At 67.3% G+C, this 17,095-nt stretch carries 15 protein-coding genes; 4 read left to right on the top strand and 11 right to left on the bottom strand.

Annotated features, from left to right (window positions below):
• Positions 1 to 19 precede the first annotated feature (19 nt).
• Complete coding sequence (locus AC5RWG_RS03880) at positions 20 to 1,336, top strand: MFS transporter (protein ID WP_494000090.1); 1,317 nt, start codon at positions 20 to 22, stop codon at positions 1,334 to 1,336.
• Positions 1,337 to 1,408: 72 nt separating this feature from the next.
• Here AC5RWG_RS03880 and AC5RWG_RS03875 read toward each other — a convergent pair whose 3' ends face one another.
• Complete coding sequence (locus AC5RWG_RS03875; protein ID WP_494000089.1) at positions 1,409 to 2,122, bottom strand: IclR family transcriptional regulator; 714 nt, start codon at positions 2,120 to 2,122, stop codon at positions 1,409 to 1,411.
• A gap of 332 nt (positions 2,123 to 2,454) precedes the next feature.
• Here AC5RWG_RS03875 and AC5RWG_RS03870 point away from each other — a divergent pair, with 332 nt between their 5' ends.
• Positions 2,455 to 3,846 carry an MFS transporter gene (locus tag AC5RWG_RS03870; protein ID WP_494000088.1) on the top strand — a complete coding sequence of 464 codons (1,392 nt, stop codon included), beginning with the start codon at positions 2,455 to 2,457 and terminating at the stop codon, positions 3,844 to 3,846.
• 117 nt (positions 3,847 to 3,963) lie between these two features.
• On the opposite strand, the gene AC5RWG_RS03865 is transcribed toward AC5RWG_RS03870, so the two are convergent.
• On the bottom strand, positions 3,964 to 4,632 hold the full coding sequence (locus tag AC5RWG_RS03865; RefSeq protein ID WP_494000087.1) for a phosphoribosyltransferase: 669 nt from the start codon (positions 4,630 to 4,632) through the stop codon (positions 3,964 to 3,966).
• 369 nt (positions 4,633 to 5,001) lie between these two features.
• Between AC5RWG_RS03865 and AC5RWG_RS03860 the strand changes: the two genes are divergently transcribed.
• A complete protein-coding gene (locus tag AC5RWG_RS03860; RefSeq protein ID WP_494000086.1) occupies positions 5,002 to 6,546 on the top strand; it encodes an MFS transporter in 1,545 nt (514 codons plus the stop codon).
• Between the two features lie 5 nt (positions 6,547 to 6,551).
• Here AC5RWG_RS03860 and AC5RWG_RS03855 read toward each other — a convergent pair whose 3' ends face one another.
• The 5 genes from AC5RWG_RS03855 to AC5RWG_RS03835 all read right to left on the bottom strand — a co-directional run bounded on the left by AC5RWG_RS03855 (position 6,552) and on the right by AC5RWG_RS03835 (position 12,488).
• The gene (locus AC5RWG_RS03855; protein WP_494075436.1) at positions 6,552 to 7,400 is read right to left on the bottom strand and encodes a Rieske (2Fe-2S) protein; all 849 of its coding nucleotides are present in this window, start codon (positions 7,398 to 7,400) and stop codon (positions 6,552 to 6,554) included.
• A gap of 181 nt (positions 7,401 to 7,581) precedes the next feature.
• Positions 7,582 to 8,679: a 3,4-dihydroxyphenylacetate 2,3-dioxygenase gene (gene hpaD, locus AC5RWG_RS03850; RefSeq protein ID WP_494000084.1), complete on the bottom strand. Its 1,098-nt coding sequence runs from the start codon at positions 8,677 to 8,679 to the stop codon at positions 7,582 to 7,584.
• Between the two features lie 31 nt (positions 8,680 to 8,710).
• On the bottom strand, positions 8,711 to 10,240 hold the full coding sequence (gene hpaE / locus AC5RWG_RS03845; RefSeq protein ID WP_494000083.1) for a 5-carboxymethyl-2-hydroxymuconate semialdehyde dehydrogenase: 1,530 nt from the start codon (positions 10,238 to 10,240) through the stop codon (positions 8,711 to 8,713).
• A 110-nt stretch (positions 10,241 to 10,350) separates the two neighbouring features.
• Positions 10,351 to 11,040: a GntR family transcriptional regulator gene (locus AC5RWG_RS03840; RefSeq protein ID WP_494000082.1), complete on the bottom strand. Its 690-nt coding sequence runs from the start codon at positions 11,038 to 11,040 to the stop codon at positions 10,351 to 10,353.
• Positions 11,016 to 12,488, bottom strand: coding sequence for a fumarylacetoacetate hydrolase family protein (locus AC5RWG_RS03835; protein ID WP_494001272.1), 1,473 nt, complete (start codon positions 12,486 to 12,488; stop codon positions 11,016 to 11,018). The genes AC5RWG_RS03840 and AC5RWG_RS03835 overlap by 25 nt, the downstream gene beginning before the upstream one ends.
• A gap of 299 nt (positions 12,489 to 12,787) precedes the next feature.
• On the opposite strand from AC5RWG_RS03835, the gene AC5RWG_RS03830 reads away from it, so the two are divergent.
• Complete coding sequence (locus tag AC5RWG_RS03830) at positions 12,788 to 13,756, top strand: zinc-binding dehydrogenase (RefSeq protein ID WP_494000081.1); 969 nt, start codon at positions 12,788 to 12,790, stop codon at positions 13,754 to 13,756.
• Positions 13,757 to 13,844: 88 nt separating this feature from the next.
• Here the strand turns inward: AC5RWG_RS03830 and AC5RWG_RS03825 are convergent, their stop codons facing one another.
• From AC5RWG_RS03825 to AC5RWG_RS03810, 4 genes are all read right to left on the bottom strand, one after another.
• Positions 13,845 to 14,852 carry a serine/threonine-protein kinase gene (locus AC5RWG_RS03825; RefSeq protein ID WP_494000080.1) on the bottom strand — a complete coding sequence of 336 codons (1,008 nt, stop codon included), beginning with the start codon at positions 14,850 to 14,852 and terminating at the stop codon, positions 13,845 to 13,847.
• 87 nt (positions 14,853 to 14,939) lie between these two features.
• The gene (locus tag AC5RWG_RS03820; RefSeq protein ID WP_494000079.1) at positions 14,940 to 15,746 is read right to left on the bottom strand and encodes an alpha/beta fold hydrolase; all 807 of its coding nucleotides are present in this window, start codon (positions 15,744 to 15,746) and stop codon (positions 14,940 to 14,942) included.
• Positions 15,747 to 15,748: 2 nt separating this feature from the next.
• Positions 15,749 to 16,081 carry a biotin/lipoyl-containing protein gene (locus AC5RWG_RS03815; protein WP_494000078.1) on the bottom strand — a complete coding sequence of 111 codons (333 nt, stop codon included), beginning with the start codon at positions 16,079 to 16,081 and terminating at the stop codon, positions 15,749 to 15,751.
• On the bottom strand, positions 16,074 to 17,048 hold the full coding sequence (locus tag AC5RWG_RS03810) for an alpha-ketoacid dehydrogenase subunit beta (RefSeq protein ID WP_494001271.1): 975 nt from the start codon (positions 17,046 to 17,048) through the stop codon (positions 16,074 to 16,076). Before AC5RWG_RS03810 ends, AC5RWG_RS03815 begins: the two co-directional genes overlap by 8 nt.
• Positions 17,049 to 17,095 lie beyond the last annotated feature (47 nt).

Below are 17,095 nucleotides of genomic sequence, written 5' to 3'. Positions count from 1 at the left end.
CGAACCAACGGAAAAACCGATGACTGCTTCTGATTCCGGCGCGCCCGCCCAGCAACAAGCCCCCGGCAACGACACCTCCGGCCGCCGACGTCGCAAGACCCGAAACCCCTTCGGCCGCTACGCGCGGCTGGCGCGGATGGCCGGAGCCTCTTTTCTGGCCATCGGATTCCTTGCCCGGCTGCCGCTGGCGATGCTCACGGTCGGCGCCCTGACACTGGTCACCGTCAGCACCGGATCCTACGCCTCAGGCGGTTTCGCCGCAGGTGCCGTAGGCATCGGCTCGGCCGCCGGTGCGCCGCTCTTCGGCTACCTTGCCGACCGGGTCGGTCAGCGGCCCGTGCTGCTGGTCGCGGCTGCCGCACACACCTGCGCCATCGCCGTGCTGCTGACCTGCGTCTACATCGGAGGCAGTGGAGCCGGCCCCGTGGCCGTGCTTGCGGCGTCCTTCGCCGTCGGCGCCACCTGTCCGCAGGTCGGCCCGCTGGCCAGGGTGCGCTGGATGGCGATGACCCGCAAGGACAAGCCGGTATTGGACACGGCGCTGTCCTACGAGAGCACCGCCGACGAACTGACGTTCGTGCTCGGACCGGCCCTGGTCGGGCTGCTCGCGGCGCTGATTGCCCCGTGGCTGCCCTTCGTGCTGGCCGCCGCCCTGACCGTGACGATGGTGACTGCCTTTGCCGTCCACCCCACCTACCGTGCGGTCGTCCCGGTGACGCCAGGACTGGTCAAGGCGCATCCCGGAGCCGCCGCGGCTGCCTCGCCGGTGCGGATCAACTGGCCGCTCGTCGCCATCCCCGTGCTGGGGATGGTGGCCATGGGCGTGTTCTTCGGCGCAACCCAGAACGCCCTGAGTGCCTTCGGCGGCAGCTTCGGCGCGGCCGACACCGCGGGCCTGCTGTATGCGCTGCTGGGCCTGACGTCGGCCTTCGGTGCCCTGTCCGTGGCCTACTGGCCCGCACGGTGGAAGCATTCCAGCCGCTGGGTCGTGTGCGCGGCGGCGATGACGGCGTTCTGCGTCCTGCTGCTGCTGCCCGCCGAAGTGCTGCCGATGATTTTCGTGCTGCTGGTGGTCGGCGTGCCCGTCGGACCCACCATGGTCACCATCTACGGCATCGGAAGCCTGGTCGCTCCGGACGAGCGGCTCGGCACGGTGATGACGCTGCTCGCCAGCGGCGTCGTCCTCGGCTCTGCCATTGGCTCGGCGGTAGCCGGGGCGCTGGCCGAGAACCTGGGACACTCCGGTGCGTTCCTGGTGTCGATTGCCGCCTCAGCCATGCTGCTGGTGCTGGGCCTGGTCGCTGCCGCCGTCGTCCGGCGCCGCGGGGACGCCTGACCGCCGCCCGCCTGCCGCCGTCGTCCGGCGCCGCGGGGACGCCTGACCGCCGTCCGCCGGCCGCGGCCGGGCTTAGTGTAGCTCCGCCTCGATGACTGCGGCTGAGCGCTTCAAGGCCTCGGCAATTTGTTCATCTGGAGTGTCGGTCCGGATGTAGACCACGGCCACGGCAGCCGGGAGCTGCCCCGGGACGGTGACCGGCACGGCGACCGACGAGACGCCGGGGATGACCTCGTCATGGCTGATGGCATACCCGGAGGCCTTGGCGAGCCGGGCCTCCGGACGGATCGGCTGGCCCGGAGCATGCTGCTCCCACTGGTCCCGGGTCAGGGCCGATTGGATGGCGATGCCCGGGGCTCCCGCGGCAAAGGAATGCCGGGTGCCCGGACGCTGCACCAGTGCCGTCGTATGCCGCGGCTCCACGGTCAGCAGCGTCACGCAGTCGTGCTGGTCCCAGACCGCGACAAAGGCCGTCATCATCAGGTCGTTGGCGAGTGCTGTCAGCTCCGGAAGCGCCGCCGACTGCAGGTCCCGCGAAACACCCCGGGCCAGCGCGGCCAGGCCGGGCCCCGCCTGCACCCTGCCAGCCGAATCGCGCATCAGCAGCGAATGGTCCTCGAGCGTGCGCAGGATCCGGTAGGCGACCGAGCGGTGCACCCCCAACGCCTCGGACAACTCGGCGATCGTCATCGGCGACGGCGCCTCCGCCAGGATCTCCAGGGCCCTGATGCCGCGCGACAGGGTCTGCGAGTGCGCCGGGGCGGGTTTGATGGGGGTCTGGCTCATCGGTACATCCTCTGGAAAGTCCTGCACGGGAAATGCGGCGGGAACCGGTCACAGTGCTTGTGCCGGCCCTCACAGGTCCCATTGTTCTATATCGGGACAAAGCGTCCAACTATAGAACGCAGCGCCGTGCTCGGCCGCTTCTTTGGGGTGTGGGCGCTCACGGGCTCCGGTCGTTCCCACAGGAGAGCGACGTCGTGGCGCACCACGGCAGCGTTTGGGCGTTATGGAAATGATATGGCGGCGCTATGTGTGGCCCGTCACTGTCCGGTAATATGGCTCCAGTCACATTACCGACCGTTCGGTAACCGTTCTGTGAATTCAACGGAGAAAATATGTCAACGTCAGAAGAGCTGGCAGGCAACCTCAGCCCAGCAGCCCGCCGTGAAGAGCGCAAGGTGCTCGCGGGCACCTTGGTCGGTACCACCATCGAGTGGTACGACTTCTTCATTTACGCGCAAGCCGCCGGCCTGGTGCTGGCTACGTTGTACTTCGCGCCGCTGTCCCAGGAGAGCGCCGGCCTGGCGCAGATCGTTTCCTGGGCCTCGCTGGGTATCAGCTTCCTGTTCCGCCCGCTCGGCGCCATCGTCGCCGGCCACTTGGGCGACCGTTTGGGCCGGAAGATGATGCTGGTCTTCACGCTGGTGCTCATGGGCGCCGCGACATTCCTGATCGGCGTGCTGCCGACCTATGGGGACATCGGGATCACGGCCCCGATCCTGTTGGTGTTCCTGCGCATCCTGCAGGGATTCTCGGCCGGCGGCGAATGGGGCGGCGCCGCGCTGATGTCCGTGGAGCACGCGCCGGTCAACAAGCGCGGCTTCTTCGGTGCCTACCCGCAAATCGGTGTTCCCATCGGCATGATCCTTGCCACCGGTGTGATGTGGCTGATGACCACTATCCTCAGCGAGGATGCCTTCCTTGCGTGGGGCTGGCGCGTACCGTTCCTGTTCTCGGTCGTGCTGATCCTGGTCGGCTACTTCATCCGCCGCTCCGTGTCCGAGTCCCCGGTCTTCAAGGAGATGCAGGAGCGCAAGAAGGAATCGGCCGCTCCGCTGGGCCAGCTGTTCAAGCACAACTGGAAAGAGGTCATCCTCACCGCGCTGATCTTCATTGCCAACAATGCCGCCGGATACCTGCTGATCGCGTTCTTCGCTTCCTACGCCACCAAGCCGGCGGACGCCGGAGGCCTGGGGATGGACCGCCCATCGGTCCTGCTGGCCACCACGCTTGCTGCTTTCGGCTGGTTGATCTTTACCATGTACGGCGGAATCCTCTCCGACAAGATCGGCCGCATCCGCACCTTCCAGATTGGCTACGTGTGGGTCCTGCTGTGGCAGATTCCCATGTTCATGCTCATCGACACCGCGAGCATCCTCCTGATGGGCATCGCGATGTTCGTGCTGACCATCGGCCTGGGCCTGTCCTACGGCCCGCAGTCGGCCCTCTATGCCGAAATGTTCCCGGCCAACGTCCGATACTCCGGCGTTTCCATTGGCTACGCCATTGGTGCCATCCTTGGCGGTGCCTTCGCTCCGTTGATCGCTGAGTTGTTGTTGGGCCGGACCGGAAGCACGATCTCCATCGGGATCTACATCATGGTGCTGTGCGTCATCTCGCTCGTGGCGGTCTCCGTGGTCAAGGAAACCAAGGGCAAGAACCTGCGCGTGGAGGAAGCACACCAGGAGTACCTGCAGCAGCACCCCGAAGCGCGCGAGAACCGCTAAGTCGCGCCAGTCACCAGAGGCCACCAGCTAAGGCCTCCGCGGGACTGCAGAGACGGACCGCCGCCGGCAGTGATGCCGGCGGCGGTCCGCTGTTCTTTAACCTGGCGGCGGCAGCCGCTACCGGGGCAGCGCTGCCATGACCTCGTCGTCGCTGACCTGGCCAAAGTATTGGTAGGCCTCGCCTACGGCTCTGAAATTGCGTGGCTGGCGCAGGCAGATCACGGCATCGGCCAGTTTCTGTAGCTCGGCACAGGCCTGCGGCGGGCCCACCGGCACCGCGACGACGATCTCGCGGGGGTCGCTCTGCCGTACGGCGTTGATCGCAGCCTTCATGGTGGCGCCGGTGGCCAACCCGTCATCGCAGAGGATCGTGGTCCGGCCGCGCACCTCTGCCGTCCGGCCCTGGAGATACGCTTCCTGCCGCCGCTTCAGTTCGGCCCGTTCCCTGTCCTGGACCTCCTGCAGCCGCTGTTCGCTGTAATTGCGGCGGCGCAGTTCTGCCACTATCGGTTCCACCATGACGACGGCGGTGTGCCCGCCATGGGCGGCCAAGGCACCGAAGGCGACCTCCGGCTGGCCCGGAATGCCTAGTTTGCGGACGATGAGCGCGTCGAAGTCGGCGGCCAGTTCTTTCGCCAACACCGCGGCCACTGGGACGCCGCCGCGCGCCAGGCCAAGCACGGTGACGTCGTCGCGGCCGCGGTATGCTGCCAGTTCGGCCGCCAGTTGCCGGGCGGCATCGGGTCGATCGGCGAAAGGGGCAGGTGCTCCGCTCAACAGTCCCACGGTTTCAGTATCCTCTTGCGTTTCCCGGGTCGCGAGGGGGAGCGAACGCCCTCCGCGGCGGCGGAATGTGACGTGGGGGGCGTTCGGCCGGCCCAACGTAGCGGCTATTGCTCGACCGCCTGATAGACCGCTTAACCTGCATGGGTAGTTCTCCCCATCGCGGGTCGGATGCCCGCGGGATATGCTCGTGACAACGGTGGGGCTCGGAACGGGGGCCCGCATCGCGTCGGCTGGACTTGGGTCCGGCCGTGGAAGAGCCGGACCCGCAGGATTCCCCCAACGCCTGCCGCTCCGGCTCTTTCGTTTAACGCGGCTGTCGCCGCAGGCGCGCGGTTTGGCAGCGGAGCCGTCCCGGCGTATGAATGGTAGGTGACCCAAGCCTCCGACCCCGCTCCCGAGAACCGATCAGCGCCCCGACCGGCCAGCCCCGACGGCGCCGAGGCCGGCTTCGTCCCCGACCCCGGCCGGTGGCGGATCCTGGCCGTGCTGCTGGTGGCCATCTTCATGTCGCTGGTGAGCGTGAGCATCGTCAACGTGGTGCTGCCGTCCATCCAAACCGGACTGGGCGCGTCGGACTCGGACCTCCAGTGGGTGCTCTCCGGCTATGCGCTGACTTTTGGTGTGGTGCTGGTGGCCGCCGGACGGGCGGGCGATATTCTGGGCCGCGGCCCGCTGTTCATCGCCGGCGTCGCGCTCTTCACGCTCTCCTCGGTGGCCGCCGGACTCGCTCCGGATCCGCTCAGCCTGAACATCACCCGCTTCGTGCAGGGCCTGGGGTCGGGGCTGCTGAATCCGCAGGCCGTGGGGATGATCCAGCAGTATTTCCGCGGTGCGGAACGCGGCCGTGCCTACGGGGCGCTCGGCAGCGTGATTGGCGTGTCGGTGGCCGTCGGGCCCCTGTTGGGCGGAACGATCATTGAGTTCGCCGGTGTCCAGGACGGGTGGCGCTGGACCTTCCTCGTGAATGTACCGGTCGGGATCCTGGCCATCGTGCTGGCGCTGATGTGGTTCAAGCCGCGGCACACTGCCGTTGACCCTCCAGGGGAAGCAGACCGCGAAGGCGCCCCCGGACAGCCCCCGGTAGCCAAGCCCGAACGCGACCTCGATCCCGTCGGGGCCGTGCTGCTGGGCCTGTCGGTGCTGGCGCTGCTGCTGCCCTTCGTCGAACGCGGGGCCGGTGCATGGATCTGGCTGCTGCTTCCCGGCGGCGCGGGACTGCTGGCGCTGTGGGCGTGGTGGGAACATACTTACCGCCACCGCGGGCGCAGCCCGATGGTCGACCTGCGGATCTTCCGCACCCACAGCTTCTCCGCCGGCTCGCTGATCGCCGGCCTGTACTTCATGGGCGTGACCAGCGTCTGGGTGCTGGTGGCGCTCTACATCCAGCAGGGGCTGGGCGGCAGCGCTCTGGAGGCGGGGTTGATCGGGCTGCCTGCCGCGCTGCTCGGCGCCTATTCGTCGCACTGGTCCGGCAAGCGGGTGCTGGAGCGGGGGCGGCAAATGATCGTCGCCGGGATCCTCTGCGCGTTGCTGGGGCTGGCGTCGACCATCGCCGTCATCCAACTGGAGGCAGCCGGGTTGCTCAGCATCTGGTGGATGCTGCTGACGCTGTCGTTCATCGGCATGGCGCAGGGCCTCATTATCACCCCCAACCAGACGCTGACTTTGGCCGACGTGTCGTTGGAGTACGCGGGGAGCGCCGGGGGAGTGCTGCAGACGGCCCAGCGCATCGGCACCGCCGTGGGCATCGCGGTCATCACCGCCGTCGCCTTTTCCGTCCAGGCCCGGTCGGGCTGGACCGAGGCGATCACCGCAGGACTGGCCGTCACCGCCGCGTCCGTTGTCGCCACGCTCGTCATCGCCGGAACCGACGCCCGCCGCGCCTCCCGCAGGTCCAGGCCGCGGCGGGGCTGAGCCGGTCAGCTCAGCCGGACCTCGACCTGCCCCTCGCGGACGCGTGTTTCGTAGGCTGGCTGCTCGGAGCTGGCGGGGCCCCTGACGATGCTGCCGTCCGCCAGGCGGAAGCGGCTGCCGTGCCAGGGGCAGGTGATGCACCCGTCGTCGACCTGTCCTTCTGCCAGCGGCCCGCCCATGTGGCTGCAGACGCTGTCCAGCGCCCGGACGGTGCCATCGCTGCGAAACAGGACCAGCGACACGTCGCCGGCGTGCGCCAGCTGCGGCCGGCCCTCGGGCAGTTCGCTTTCCGCCAGGACGGGGGTCCACTCGACGGGACCTTTCCGCCACGCCGTGTGGTTGACGTTGACGCCGCGGGCGTAGCTCAGGTGGCCGCCCAGGTAGCCGCCGGACATCACCAGCCCGAAGCCGCCCAGCGCGAGCACCTTGGCCAGCCCCCGGCGCTCGCCGCGGCGGGCCAGGAAGGAAGCGGCGAAGCACACCAACGCCGCCGAGTTGGATGCGGCGTGCACGATGCCGAGCCGGCGGTCCTCGCCCTGCGTATCCGACCAGTCGTTGAGCCCGGCCCACGCCGTGGGTACGGCCGTGAGGATTCCGGCGGCGACCAGGAGGTCGGCCGCGGGCTCGGCACGGCGGCCGCCCACCGTGTCCAGCAGCGTGGACATGGTCCAGGCACCGATGGGAAAGTCGGTCAACAGCGGATGCAGCGGGTGGCCCACGAAGCTGCCGCTGAGGACGTTCCTGATCGGCCGGGGTCTGACGATCCTGCCCACCAGCCCGGCCACCGGTTCGGCGACCTTGTCCAGAGCCTCGGTACGTTCTATCCGTGCAACGACGGTACGCAGAATACTCACGCCGTTTCCCCCATCCCCTAGAACGGTCGGCACCCCGGACCGCCCCGTCGGCCGGGCGCCGGCACCGCGTGTAGGTGCCAGTGTGGCATCCGGCGGCGGGGCGGGCAAGGCCACAGACGCCGCTGGGCGGCTTCCCTGCGGAAGCCGCCCAGCGGCGTCGTCATGCGGTCGAAGACCGGGACTAGACCTGGTTGCCGATCTTAAAACCCTTCGACGCCTGGCCGCGGAAGGTGCCGTCCTCGTCGTCCGCCCGGGTGAAGGAGAACCCGTCGGCGCCGATGGTCACCTCCATCTCCGAGTTGTCGGTGCGCTCGATGACCTCCTGCGGGTTGCCGTCGAGGTCGAGCACCAGGGACGCCTCGGTGTACCAGGACGGGACCACCGGGTTGCCCCACCAGTCGCGGCGCTGGTTGTCGTGGACATCCCAGGTGATGACGGGGTTGTCCGGGTCGCCGGTGTAGTAGTCCTGGGTGTAGATCTCCACGCGGTGGCCATCGGGATCCAGGATGTACAGGTAGAAGGCGTTGGACACGCCGTGGCGGCCGGGACCGCGTTCGATCCGGTCGGACATGCGCAGGGCGCCCATCTTGTCGCAGATCTGGATGATGTTGTGCTTCTCGTGGGTGGAGAAGGCAACGTGGTGCATCCGCGGACCGTTGCCGCCGGTGAGGGCGGTGTCGTGCACCGTGCCCTTGCGGTGCATCCAGGCCGCGTAGGTTACGCCGTCGGAGTCCTTGATGTCCTCGGTGACGCGGAAGCCCAGGTCCTCCAGGTACTTGCGGCCGCGCGGGACGTCCGGGGTGACCTGGTTGAAGTGGTCCAGGCGCACCAGCTCGCCGGCCGAGTAGAGGTCGTAGCGCATGTGCAGGCGCTCCACGTGGTCCACCTCGTGGAAGAACTCGTACGGGAAGCCCAGCGGGTCCTCCACGCGGACGGAGTCGCCGATGCCCTTGACGAAGCCTTCCTTGCGGCGCTCGGTGCGGCAGCCCAGCTCCTGGTAGTAGGCCTCGGCGCGGTCCACGTCCTCCGGGGACCGCACGCGGTAGGCGAAGGCCGCCACCGCGGCGATCGGGCCCTTGCGCAGCACCAGGTTGTGGTGGATGAACTCTTCGAACGAGCGCAGGTAGATTGCCTCGTCGTCTTCGTGGGTCACGTGCAGGCCCAGCAGGTCCACGTAGAAGGCGCGGGACTTGGCCAGGTCGGTGACCACAATCTCCATGTAGGCGCAGCGCAGGATGTCCGGGGCCGGAACCGAGGGCTTGGGGATTTCGTTGCTCATAATTCTCTCCTTCGAGCGGTAGGGGTAGGTGTCAGGCGTCCGGGATGGCGGCAGCGTCTTCGGCCTTGCCGAAGACCGGGTTGTGCACCTCGCCGAGGTTGATGTGCACGGCCTGCTGGTCGGTGTAGAAGTCGATGGAACGGTAGCCGCCCTCGTGGCCCAGGCCGGACGCCTTCACGCCGCCGAACGGGGTGCGCAGGTCGCGGACGTTGTTGGAGTTCAGCCACACCATCCCGGCCTCGACATTCTGGGCGAAGTTGTGGGACCGCTTCAGGTCGTTCGTCCAGATGTAGGCGGCCAGTCCGTACTTGGTGTTGTTGGCCAGTTCGAGGGCCTCCTCGTCCGTATCAAACGGGGTGATGGCCACGACCGGACCGAAGATCTCCTCCTGGAAGATCCGGGCGTCCGGTGCCACGTCGGCGAAGACGGTCGGCTGGATGAAGTTGCCCTCCGGGAACTCCGCGGGACGGCCGCCGCCGGCGGTCAGGCGGGCCTCCTGCTTGCCGATCTCCACGTAGGACATGACCTTCTCGAAGTGCTCCGGGTGGACCAGGGCGCCGACCTCCGTCGTCTCCTCGTGGGGGAGTCCGACCTTGACCCGCTTTGCCTGGGCGGAGTAGCGCTCGACGAATTCGTCGTAGATGCTCCGCTGGACCAGGATGCGCGAGCCCGCGGTGCAGCGTTCGCCGTTGAGCGAGAAGACGCCGAAGATCGTTGCGTCGATGGCCGCCTCCAGATCGGCATCCTCGAAGACGACGGCGGGGGACTTGCCGCCCAGCTCCATGGAGAGGCCCTTCAGGTACGGCGCCGCGTTCGCGAAGATGATCTGGCCCGTGCGGGATTCGCCCGTGAAGGAGATCAGCGGGACGTCCGGGTGCTTGACCAGGGAGTCCCCGGCGTAGCCTTCCTCGCCGTAGCCGTGGACGATGTTGAAGACGCCCTCGGGCAGGCCGGCCTCTTCGAAGATTCCCGGCCACAGGGACGCGGAGAGCGGGGTGAACTCGGCTGGCTTCAGGACCACGGTGTTGCCGGTGGCCAGCGCCGGACCCAGCTTCCAGGACTCCAGCATGAACGGGGTGTTCCACGGCGTGATCAGGCCCGCGACGCCGATCGGCTTGCGGTTGACGTAGTTGGCCTGGCGGCCGGGAACCTTGAAGGCGTCGTCGTGCTGGGCGACGATGAGGTCGGCGAAGAAACGGAAGTTCTCCGCCGCGCGCTGGGCCTGCCCCAGGGCCTGCTTGATGGGCAGCCCGGTGTCGAAGCACTCCATCTCGGCCAGTTCCTGGCCGCGGGACTCGACGATGTCGGCGACCTTGTGCAGCACGCGGGAGCGCTGGCGCGGCAGCATGGTGGGCCAGGGGCCGTTCTCGAAGGCGTCCTTGGCGGCGGCAACGGCCGCGGCAACGTCGGCTACCTTGCCGGAGGCAGCCTTGATGTACGGCTTGTTGGTGACCGGGTCCAGCACGTCGAAGGTGTCGCCGTCGATGGAGTCGACAAGCTTGCCGCCGATGTAGTGCTGCAGGTGGGTGGGCAGGTTGTCCGGGACAAAGTGCTCGGCCATGATGGTCCTTTCCATGGGGGTTGAATGGTCGGTAGTCGGTGAGGTCTGGGCTGTGTGTGGTGCTCGGCCGCTGACGACGGCGGGGTGTCGCCGTCGGCAGCGGTCGCGGCCTACAGGGGCGAGGGCGGCAAGCCGTCCGCGGCCAGGTAGGCGTTGAGCGTGTTGGTCCGGTGTGCCCGGGCCGCCTTCTCCACTTCGCCGGCGCTGGCACCGGCGTCGATCAGATCCAGCAGTTGCTCGTGTTCCTCGACGGAGGAGCGGGCACGGCCGGGGATGTGGCTGAAGCTGGAGGCCCGCATGGCGTTGAGCCGGTTCCAGCCGCGGTGCACCAGGTCCAGGATGTGCGGGTTGGGGCAGCGTTCGTACAACCCGGCGTGGAACCGGTCGTTGAGCTGGGTGAAGCGGCGCGGATCGAAGTCTTCCAGGCAGCGGCGCAGCTCGGCGTTGACCGCTCGCGCCTCGGCCAGGTCCGCGGCGGAGAGCAGCGGCGCGGCCAGGGCCGTCGCCGCGCCCTCGATCACGGCCAGCGTCTGCATGGTGTGCAGGTACAACTCGGCGTCGACGGCCGCGACCGTCGCCCCGATGTTGCGCTCGAACGTCACCAGGCCCTCGGCCTCCAGCCGGCGGATTGCCTCGCGCACCGGTACGGTGCTGCAGCCAAGCTCCGCGGCGATGGTCCCGAGGACCAGCCGGTAGCCGGGCACCAGCTCGCCCTTGGCGATCCGCTCGTGCAGCAGCTCGTAGGCCTGTTCCGACTTGCTGGGGGCCAGGGTGGTCACTTCGGCTGCTCCGCGACCCATGCCTCGTAGCGTGCGCGCCATTCGGCGTTCAGGGGGAACAGGCCCTCGATCTTGTGGCCTTCCTTGACCATCTCGAAGACGAAGCTGTCCTGGCGTTCCTGTTCGACGACCTCGTCCGCGATCTCGGCGGCCAGGGCCGGCGGGATCACCAGGATGCCGTTGTCGTCGGCCACGATGATGTCGCCGGGCTGGATGGTGGTGCCGCCGCAGGCGACCGTCACGTCGGTGTCCCAGGGCACGTGCTTGCGTCCCAGCACCGCCGGGTGGGCACCGTTGTAGAACGTCGGGATGTCCAGCGCCGCCACCTCGGAAAGGTCGCGGACGCCGCCGTCGGTAATGATGGCCTCCGCGCCGCGCACCTGGGAGCGCAGGGCGAGGATGTCGCCGAGGGTTCCGGAGCCCTTCTCGCCGCGGGCCTCCATGACCAGGATCTCGCCCGGACCGAGCGCGTCGATGATGCGCTTCTGCGCGTTGTAACCGCCGCCGTGCGACTTGAACAGGTCCTCGCGGTTGGGCACGTAGCGCAGGGTACGGGCGGTGCCGATGACCTTCTGGCCGGGCTTGGTGGCCAACAGGCCGTCGACGCTGACGTTGTTCAGCCCGCGCTTCCGCAGCGCGCCGGAGATGGTGGCGGTGGCGACCGACAGCAGCTTGCCCTTGACGTCCTCGGTCAGCGCGGACTTGCCGGTGATTGCCGGCGCCAGCCCGGCCGCTTCCTCGCTGCCGAAGGCATCGATCCGGTCGGCGTCGGTGATCCTGGGAGTGTTGCCGAAGGACGCGAATTCCGCCTCGCCCTGGGTGACGGTGGTCGACAGGCGGCCGGTGCTCAGCCCTGCGGCTTCGTCGGAGACCTCGACCTCGACGACGTCGCCCGGCACGATCACGGAGGAGCCGGCCGGGGTCCCCGTAAGGATGATGTCCCCCGGATGCAGCGTCATCAGCTGCGACAGGTCGGCGACGATCCGGGCGAAGGAGAAGATCAGGCCCGCGGTGGTGTCGTCCTGGACGACCTCGCCGTTGACCCAGGTGCGGATCCGGAGGGCGTCCGGGTTGACCGACGCCGCGGGCAGCAGGGCCGGGCCGATCGGGGTGAAGCCGTCGCCGGACTTGGAGCGGACGTTGGAGCCCTTATCGGCGTACTTGATGTCGTAGACGCCCAGGTCGTTGCTGGCGGTCACGTGGCTCACATGGTCCCAGGCCTCGTCGATGCTGATGCGGCGGGCAGGCTTGCCGATGATCAGGGCAATCTCGCCCTCGAAGGCCAGTAGCTCGGTGCCCGCGGGGCGCTCCACGGTGCCGCCCGAGAGGGCCAGCGAGGAGGAGGCCTTCATGAAGTAGGAGGGGTGCGCCGGAACCCGTCCGCGCTGTGCGGCCCGGGAGTTGTAGGACAGGTGTACGGCCAGCACCTTGCCGGCGTCCTCCAGGATCTGGGTATCCACCGTTTGCAGCGTGCCCGCGGACTGGGTGACGTTGGCTTCGGACAAGGCATCCTCCTGTGAAGTACGAAATCGTATATGATCCATCATGGCCTGTGGCGAGTGCCACGTCAAGAACATCGCGAACCTTTTCTTGAACGGTCGGTCGGCCGACCCGATGAGCTGCATGCCTGTCTGCGAAGGTCGCGGTGGGAGCAGATACCCGTCAGAAATGCCAACCCGCTTCCACCGTGGCGTAAGGCGAGTCAACGTTCGCATATCTTGCATCTCCCGGTAAACCGCCTAGAGTGAATGCATATGCATGGATTTGCGTGCGTACCGCTCAAGGAAGTGATTGTGTAATGAAGGCTTGGCAGTTTACAGAAATCGACGCACCTCTCTCGCTCAATGAAGTTGCCGCACCGGAACCTGCTGCGGATGAAGTTGTCCTGGACATCAAGGCCGCCGGGCTGTGCCACAGCGATGTTGGGTTCATTGACGGCACCTTGACGTCGCTGCTTCCGTTCCGGCCTATCACGCTCGGCCATGAGATCGCCGGTATCGTCTCAGCGGTCGGTGCGGATGTCACGACCTTCTCGGTGGGGGACCGAGCCGTTATTCCCGCCGCGATCGAAGGCCCCGGCACCTCGCTTAACGGGGGCTTCGCAGAAAAGGTGAAGGCCCCCGCACGGTTGGTGGCACCGTTGCCGGACGGCGTCCCGTTTGATCAGGCGGCGGCCGCGACGGATGCCGGTATGACTTCCTACCACGCCATGATGGTTCAGGGCAGACTCAAGCCGGGGATGAAGGTCGGGGTTATCGGCCTGGGTGGTCTGGGATCACTCGGAGCGCAGACGGCGATAGCCAACGGCGCAGAACTTTACGTGGCCGAAGTCAATGAGAAGGTGCACCCGATGGCACTCGAGATCGGTGCCACAGCAGTAGCCAAGGACATTCGGGATTTTGCCGACAAGGAACTGGACCTGGTAGTCGACTTTGCAGGCTTCGGCACTACAACCGCCGGTGCCGTCGACATCGTTCGTCGCGGTGGCCGCGTCGTCCAGGTGGGGCTCGGACGGAGCGAAGGCACCATCAACCTCCAGCAGCTCACGCTGAACGAAGTCGAGCTGGTCGGTTCCCAGGCAGGAACACTGCAGGACTGCGCCGACGTGCTTCAGCTGATGGCGGATGGAAAACTGTCGGCCCACATCAGCCAGATTTCCTTCGACGAAATCGGAGAAGGCATCGGCAAGTTGGCTCGCGGCGAGGTTATTGGCCGGCTGGTCGCTTTGATCGACTGATCCAGCGAAGTCCGCGGTTCCTGGACACACAACACAAGGCACCTCCAGCCCAAGTTGGAGGTGCCTTGTGTTGCGTTCAATGCCTCGTTTAACCCACGCTGGGAGCGCGGTTCGGCGGTGCGGGGATAGCCACGTTCCCCGTGATGTGCCCGCCGGTACGCTCTTCGATCGCCCCGGCCGAGTCCGAGCCGGTCGTACCGTTCAACAGCGCAGGTGACGCCAACGCAGGGGATGACAACACGGGTGCCGTCGCTACGATCTGCTCCGGCAGCGGCGCCTCCGCCAGGTTCCGCAAACTCAGGGCCACTTCGTGCGCGGTCGGACGAGCCTCCGGGTCGCGGCGGGTCATCCGGGTCAGCAGGTCCGCCCAAGCGGCGGGGAGGGCGTCCGGAATCTCGGGGTCGCGCAAGAGCCGGGCAAGGGCCGCTTCCATCGGTGTGCCGGAGAATGCCTTTTCGCAGGTAAGGCATTCGAGCAGGACCAACGCCAGCGAGTACACGTCACTGGCCGCGGTGACGGGGTTGCCCAAGGCCTGTTCGGGGCTGAGGTAGTTCGCGGATCCGATGGTCGCACCCTGGGCGGTGGCCATGGTGGCTTCCACCATCCGGGCGATGCCGAAGTCGGTGAGCTTGGGGTGGTGCCGCGTATCTTCTGTGTGGCCGTTGGCCAGCAGAATATTGGCCGGCTTCACGTCCCGGTGCACGACACCCTGACTATGGATGTAGTTCAGCGCGTCGGCCAAATCTGCCCCGATCTGCGCGGTCTCCACCTCGGAGAGAGGCCCGCCTTTCAGCCGCCGCCGCAGGTCGGACCCTTCAATCAGTTCCATCACCAGGTAACTGGTGGTCGCGCCATCGTCGGCTGTGTGCAGTCCGGCATCCAGCAAAGTCACCAAACCGGGGTGGTTCAGCGTGGCCAGCAGCAGGGTTTCGGTGTGCTGCCGCCGGTACTCGTCATCGTCCGGCGTCGTCGGTGCGAACATCTTGACCGCCACGTCGCGGCCCAAAGATTCGTCCACGGCCCGATACACGGACGCTGCCCCGCCGGTGCCTATGAGCTCCCGTGTCCTGTAGCGCCCGCCCAGGAATACCTCCATCAAGCCTCCACGCCCCAGGAATTTACGTTCATCGAGAATTGTACCGACCAAAAGCTCCGTTGGCGGCACCGAAAAATGCGCGAACGGTTAACCAGCGAGGAATTCGATGGCGGCGGTCTTGAAGGCCCGGGAGGTCACGGCATTGGCGTGCGTACGTGCGGGCAGCCACATCAGCTCCGCCGCGTCGGAGAGTGCAGCCAGCTCCGGTGCGGTGACCGCCAGATCGTCCTTGTCGCCGGCCACCAGGAGCACCGGCATCCTCGGCACGGCCTCGGTCGGGACGAAGGGTTCGGTTTTGATCGCCTCGATCATGGTCATCAGCGCGAAGATGTCGTTCGACGGCACCAGCTTGGCCATCCGCAAAAGCTCGGCGGTGTTGACGTCCTCGATGGGCGTCCCGTCCGCCAGGAAGCGCTGGGCAGCGCGCAGGTCGAAGTCCGCCAAGGGGTCGCTGCTGCCGGGTCCGCCGAGCACCATCCGCCGGACGAGTTCCGGCTGGGTGGCGCCGAACTCCCACGCCAGCCGCGCTCCCAGGGAGTAGCCGATCAGGTCAACCCCGGTGTCGGCGTCGTTCTCTTTCAGCGGACGGACCTTGGCGTCCTGGACCAACTGCAGCAGGTCGGCGCGGATCCGGCTGGGGGCGTAGGCGTCCATTTCTTCGGGAGCGGCGCTTTCGCCGTGGCCGGGAAGGTCCACCGTGACCACGCGCCGGCCGGCCTGGGTCAGCGCCGTAATCCAGCCGGCGTCCTCCCAGTTGAGTTTGCTGGAGGAAGCGAAACCGTGCAGCAGGATCACCGGGCGGCGCGGGCCCTCGGTCCTTTCGGCGGCCTCGTGCACCTGGACGTGCAGGCGCGGATCGAGGCCTTCAACGGTGTGCTGCGGGGTGTTTCCCATGCTCAGTCCTCGTCGTCGAGCGCCGCCGTCAGGCGGACGCGGCGCTTGGGCGCTTCTTCCTTCGGTACGGTGCCCACAATACCGGCGGTGTCATCGGGAACCTCGAAAACGATCAACGGTTCGCCCACCTTGATGATGTCGCCGGGTTCCCCATGGATTTTCACCACTTTGCCCGCCTGCGGGGAGGGCAGTTCAACGGCGGACTTGGTGGTCTCCACCTCGACCAGCGGGTGGTTGCGCTCGACCTGCTCGCCCTCGGAGACGAGCCATTCCAGCACGGTTGCCTCGATCAGGCCCTCACCAAGATCCGGCAGGGGGAACGTAATTTCAGCCACGGCGATACTCCAATACTCGCTGGATCCCGAACAGGATGCGGTCAATGTTGGGTACGTACTCGTCTTCCAGGTCTCCCGAAGGGTACGGTACGTCGAATCCGGTCACGCGCTCAACAGGTGCCCGCAGGGTGTTGAAGCAGCGCTCGGTAATCAGCGCGGCTACTTCCGCACCCAGGCCGGAGGTCAGCGGTGCCTCGTGCACGACGACGGCGCGGCGCGTCTTGGCCACGGAAGCGGCCAGTCCTTCGGCATCGATTGGCTTCAGCCAGCGCAGGTCCAGCACCTCGATCTCGATGCCGTCCTCGGCGGCGAGCTCGGCGACCTGCAGGCAGCGGGCCACCATGGCGCCCCAGGCCACCAGGGTCAGGTGCCTGCCTTCGCGGACGATCCGCGAGCCTTCGGGGGAGTAGCCGTCCGGCTCGGGGGAGGTGTCCACCGGCCCCTTCTGCCAGTAGCGGGACTTCGGCTCCATGAAGATCACCGGGTCGGGCCGCGTGGCCGCGTGCTTGAGCAGGTGGTACGCCTCGTTCGGGCTGGACGGGGAGACCACCTTCAGGCCGGGTACGTGGGCGAACAGCGATTCCAGCGACTCGCCGTGGTGTTCGGGAGCGCGGATGCCGCCGAAGCTGGGTACCCGCAGCGTGATGGGCATCGGCATGGTGCCGCGGCTGCGGTAGTTCATTCGGCCCACCTGGCAGACAATCTGGTTGATCGCCGGGTAGGCGAACCCGTCGAACTGCACCTCGGGGATCGGGTGGTAGCCGGCCATGGCCAGGCCCACCGACATGCCGAGAATGCCGGATTCGGCCAGCGGGGTGTCGAAAACCCGAGCTTCGCCGAACGTCTTTTGCAGGCCATCGGTGATGCGGAAGACGCCGCCGAGCTGTCCGACGTCTTCGCCCAAAACCAGTGCCTTGGGGTTGTCCTCCAGCACCTCTGCCAGCGCGCGGTTCAGTGCCTGCTGCATGGAGAGCTGTTCGACGGCGGTGACGTGGCCGGGTTCCACCACATCCG

The sequence above is a fragment of the Arthrobacter sp. Y3221160 genome (genome assembly GCF_059092585.1).
The sequence above is the reverse complement of the archived record's forward strand: the minus strand, read 5'-3'. Positions and strand labels throughout refer to the sequence as shown.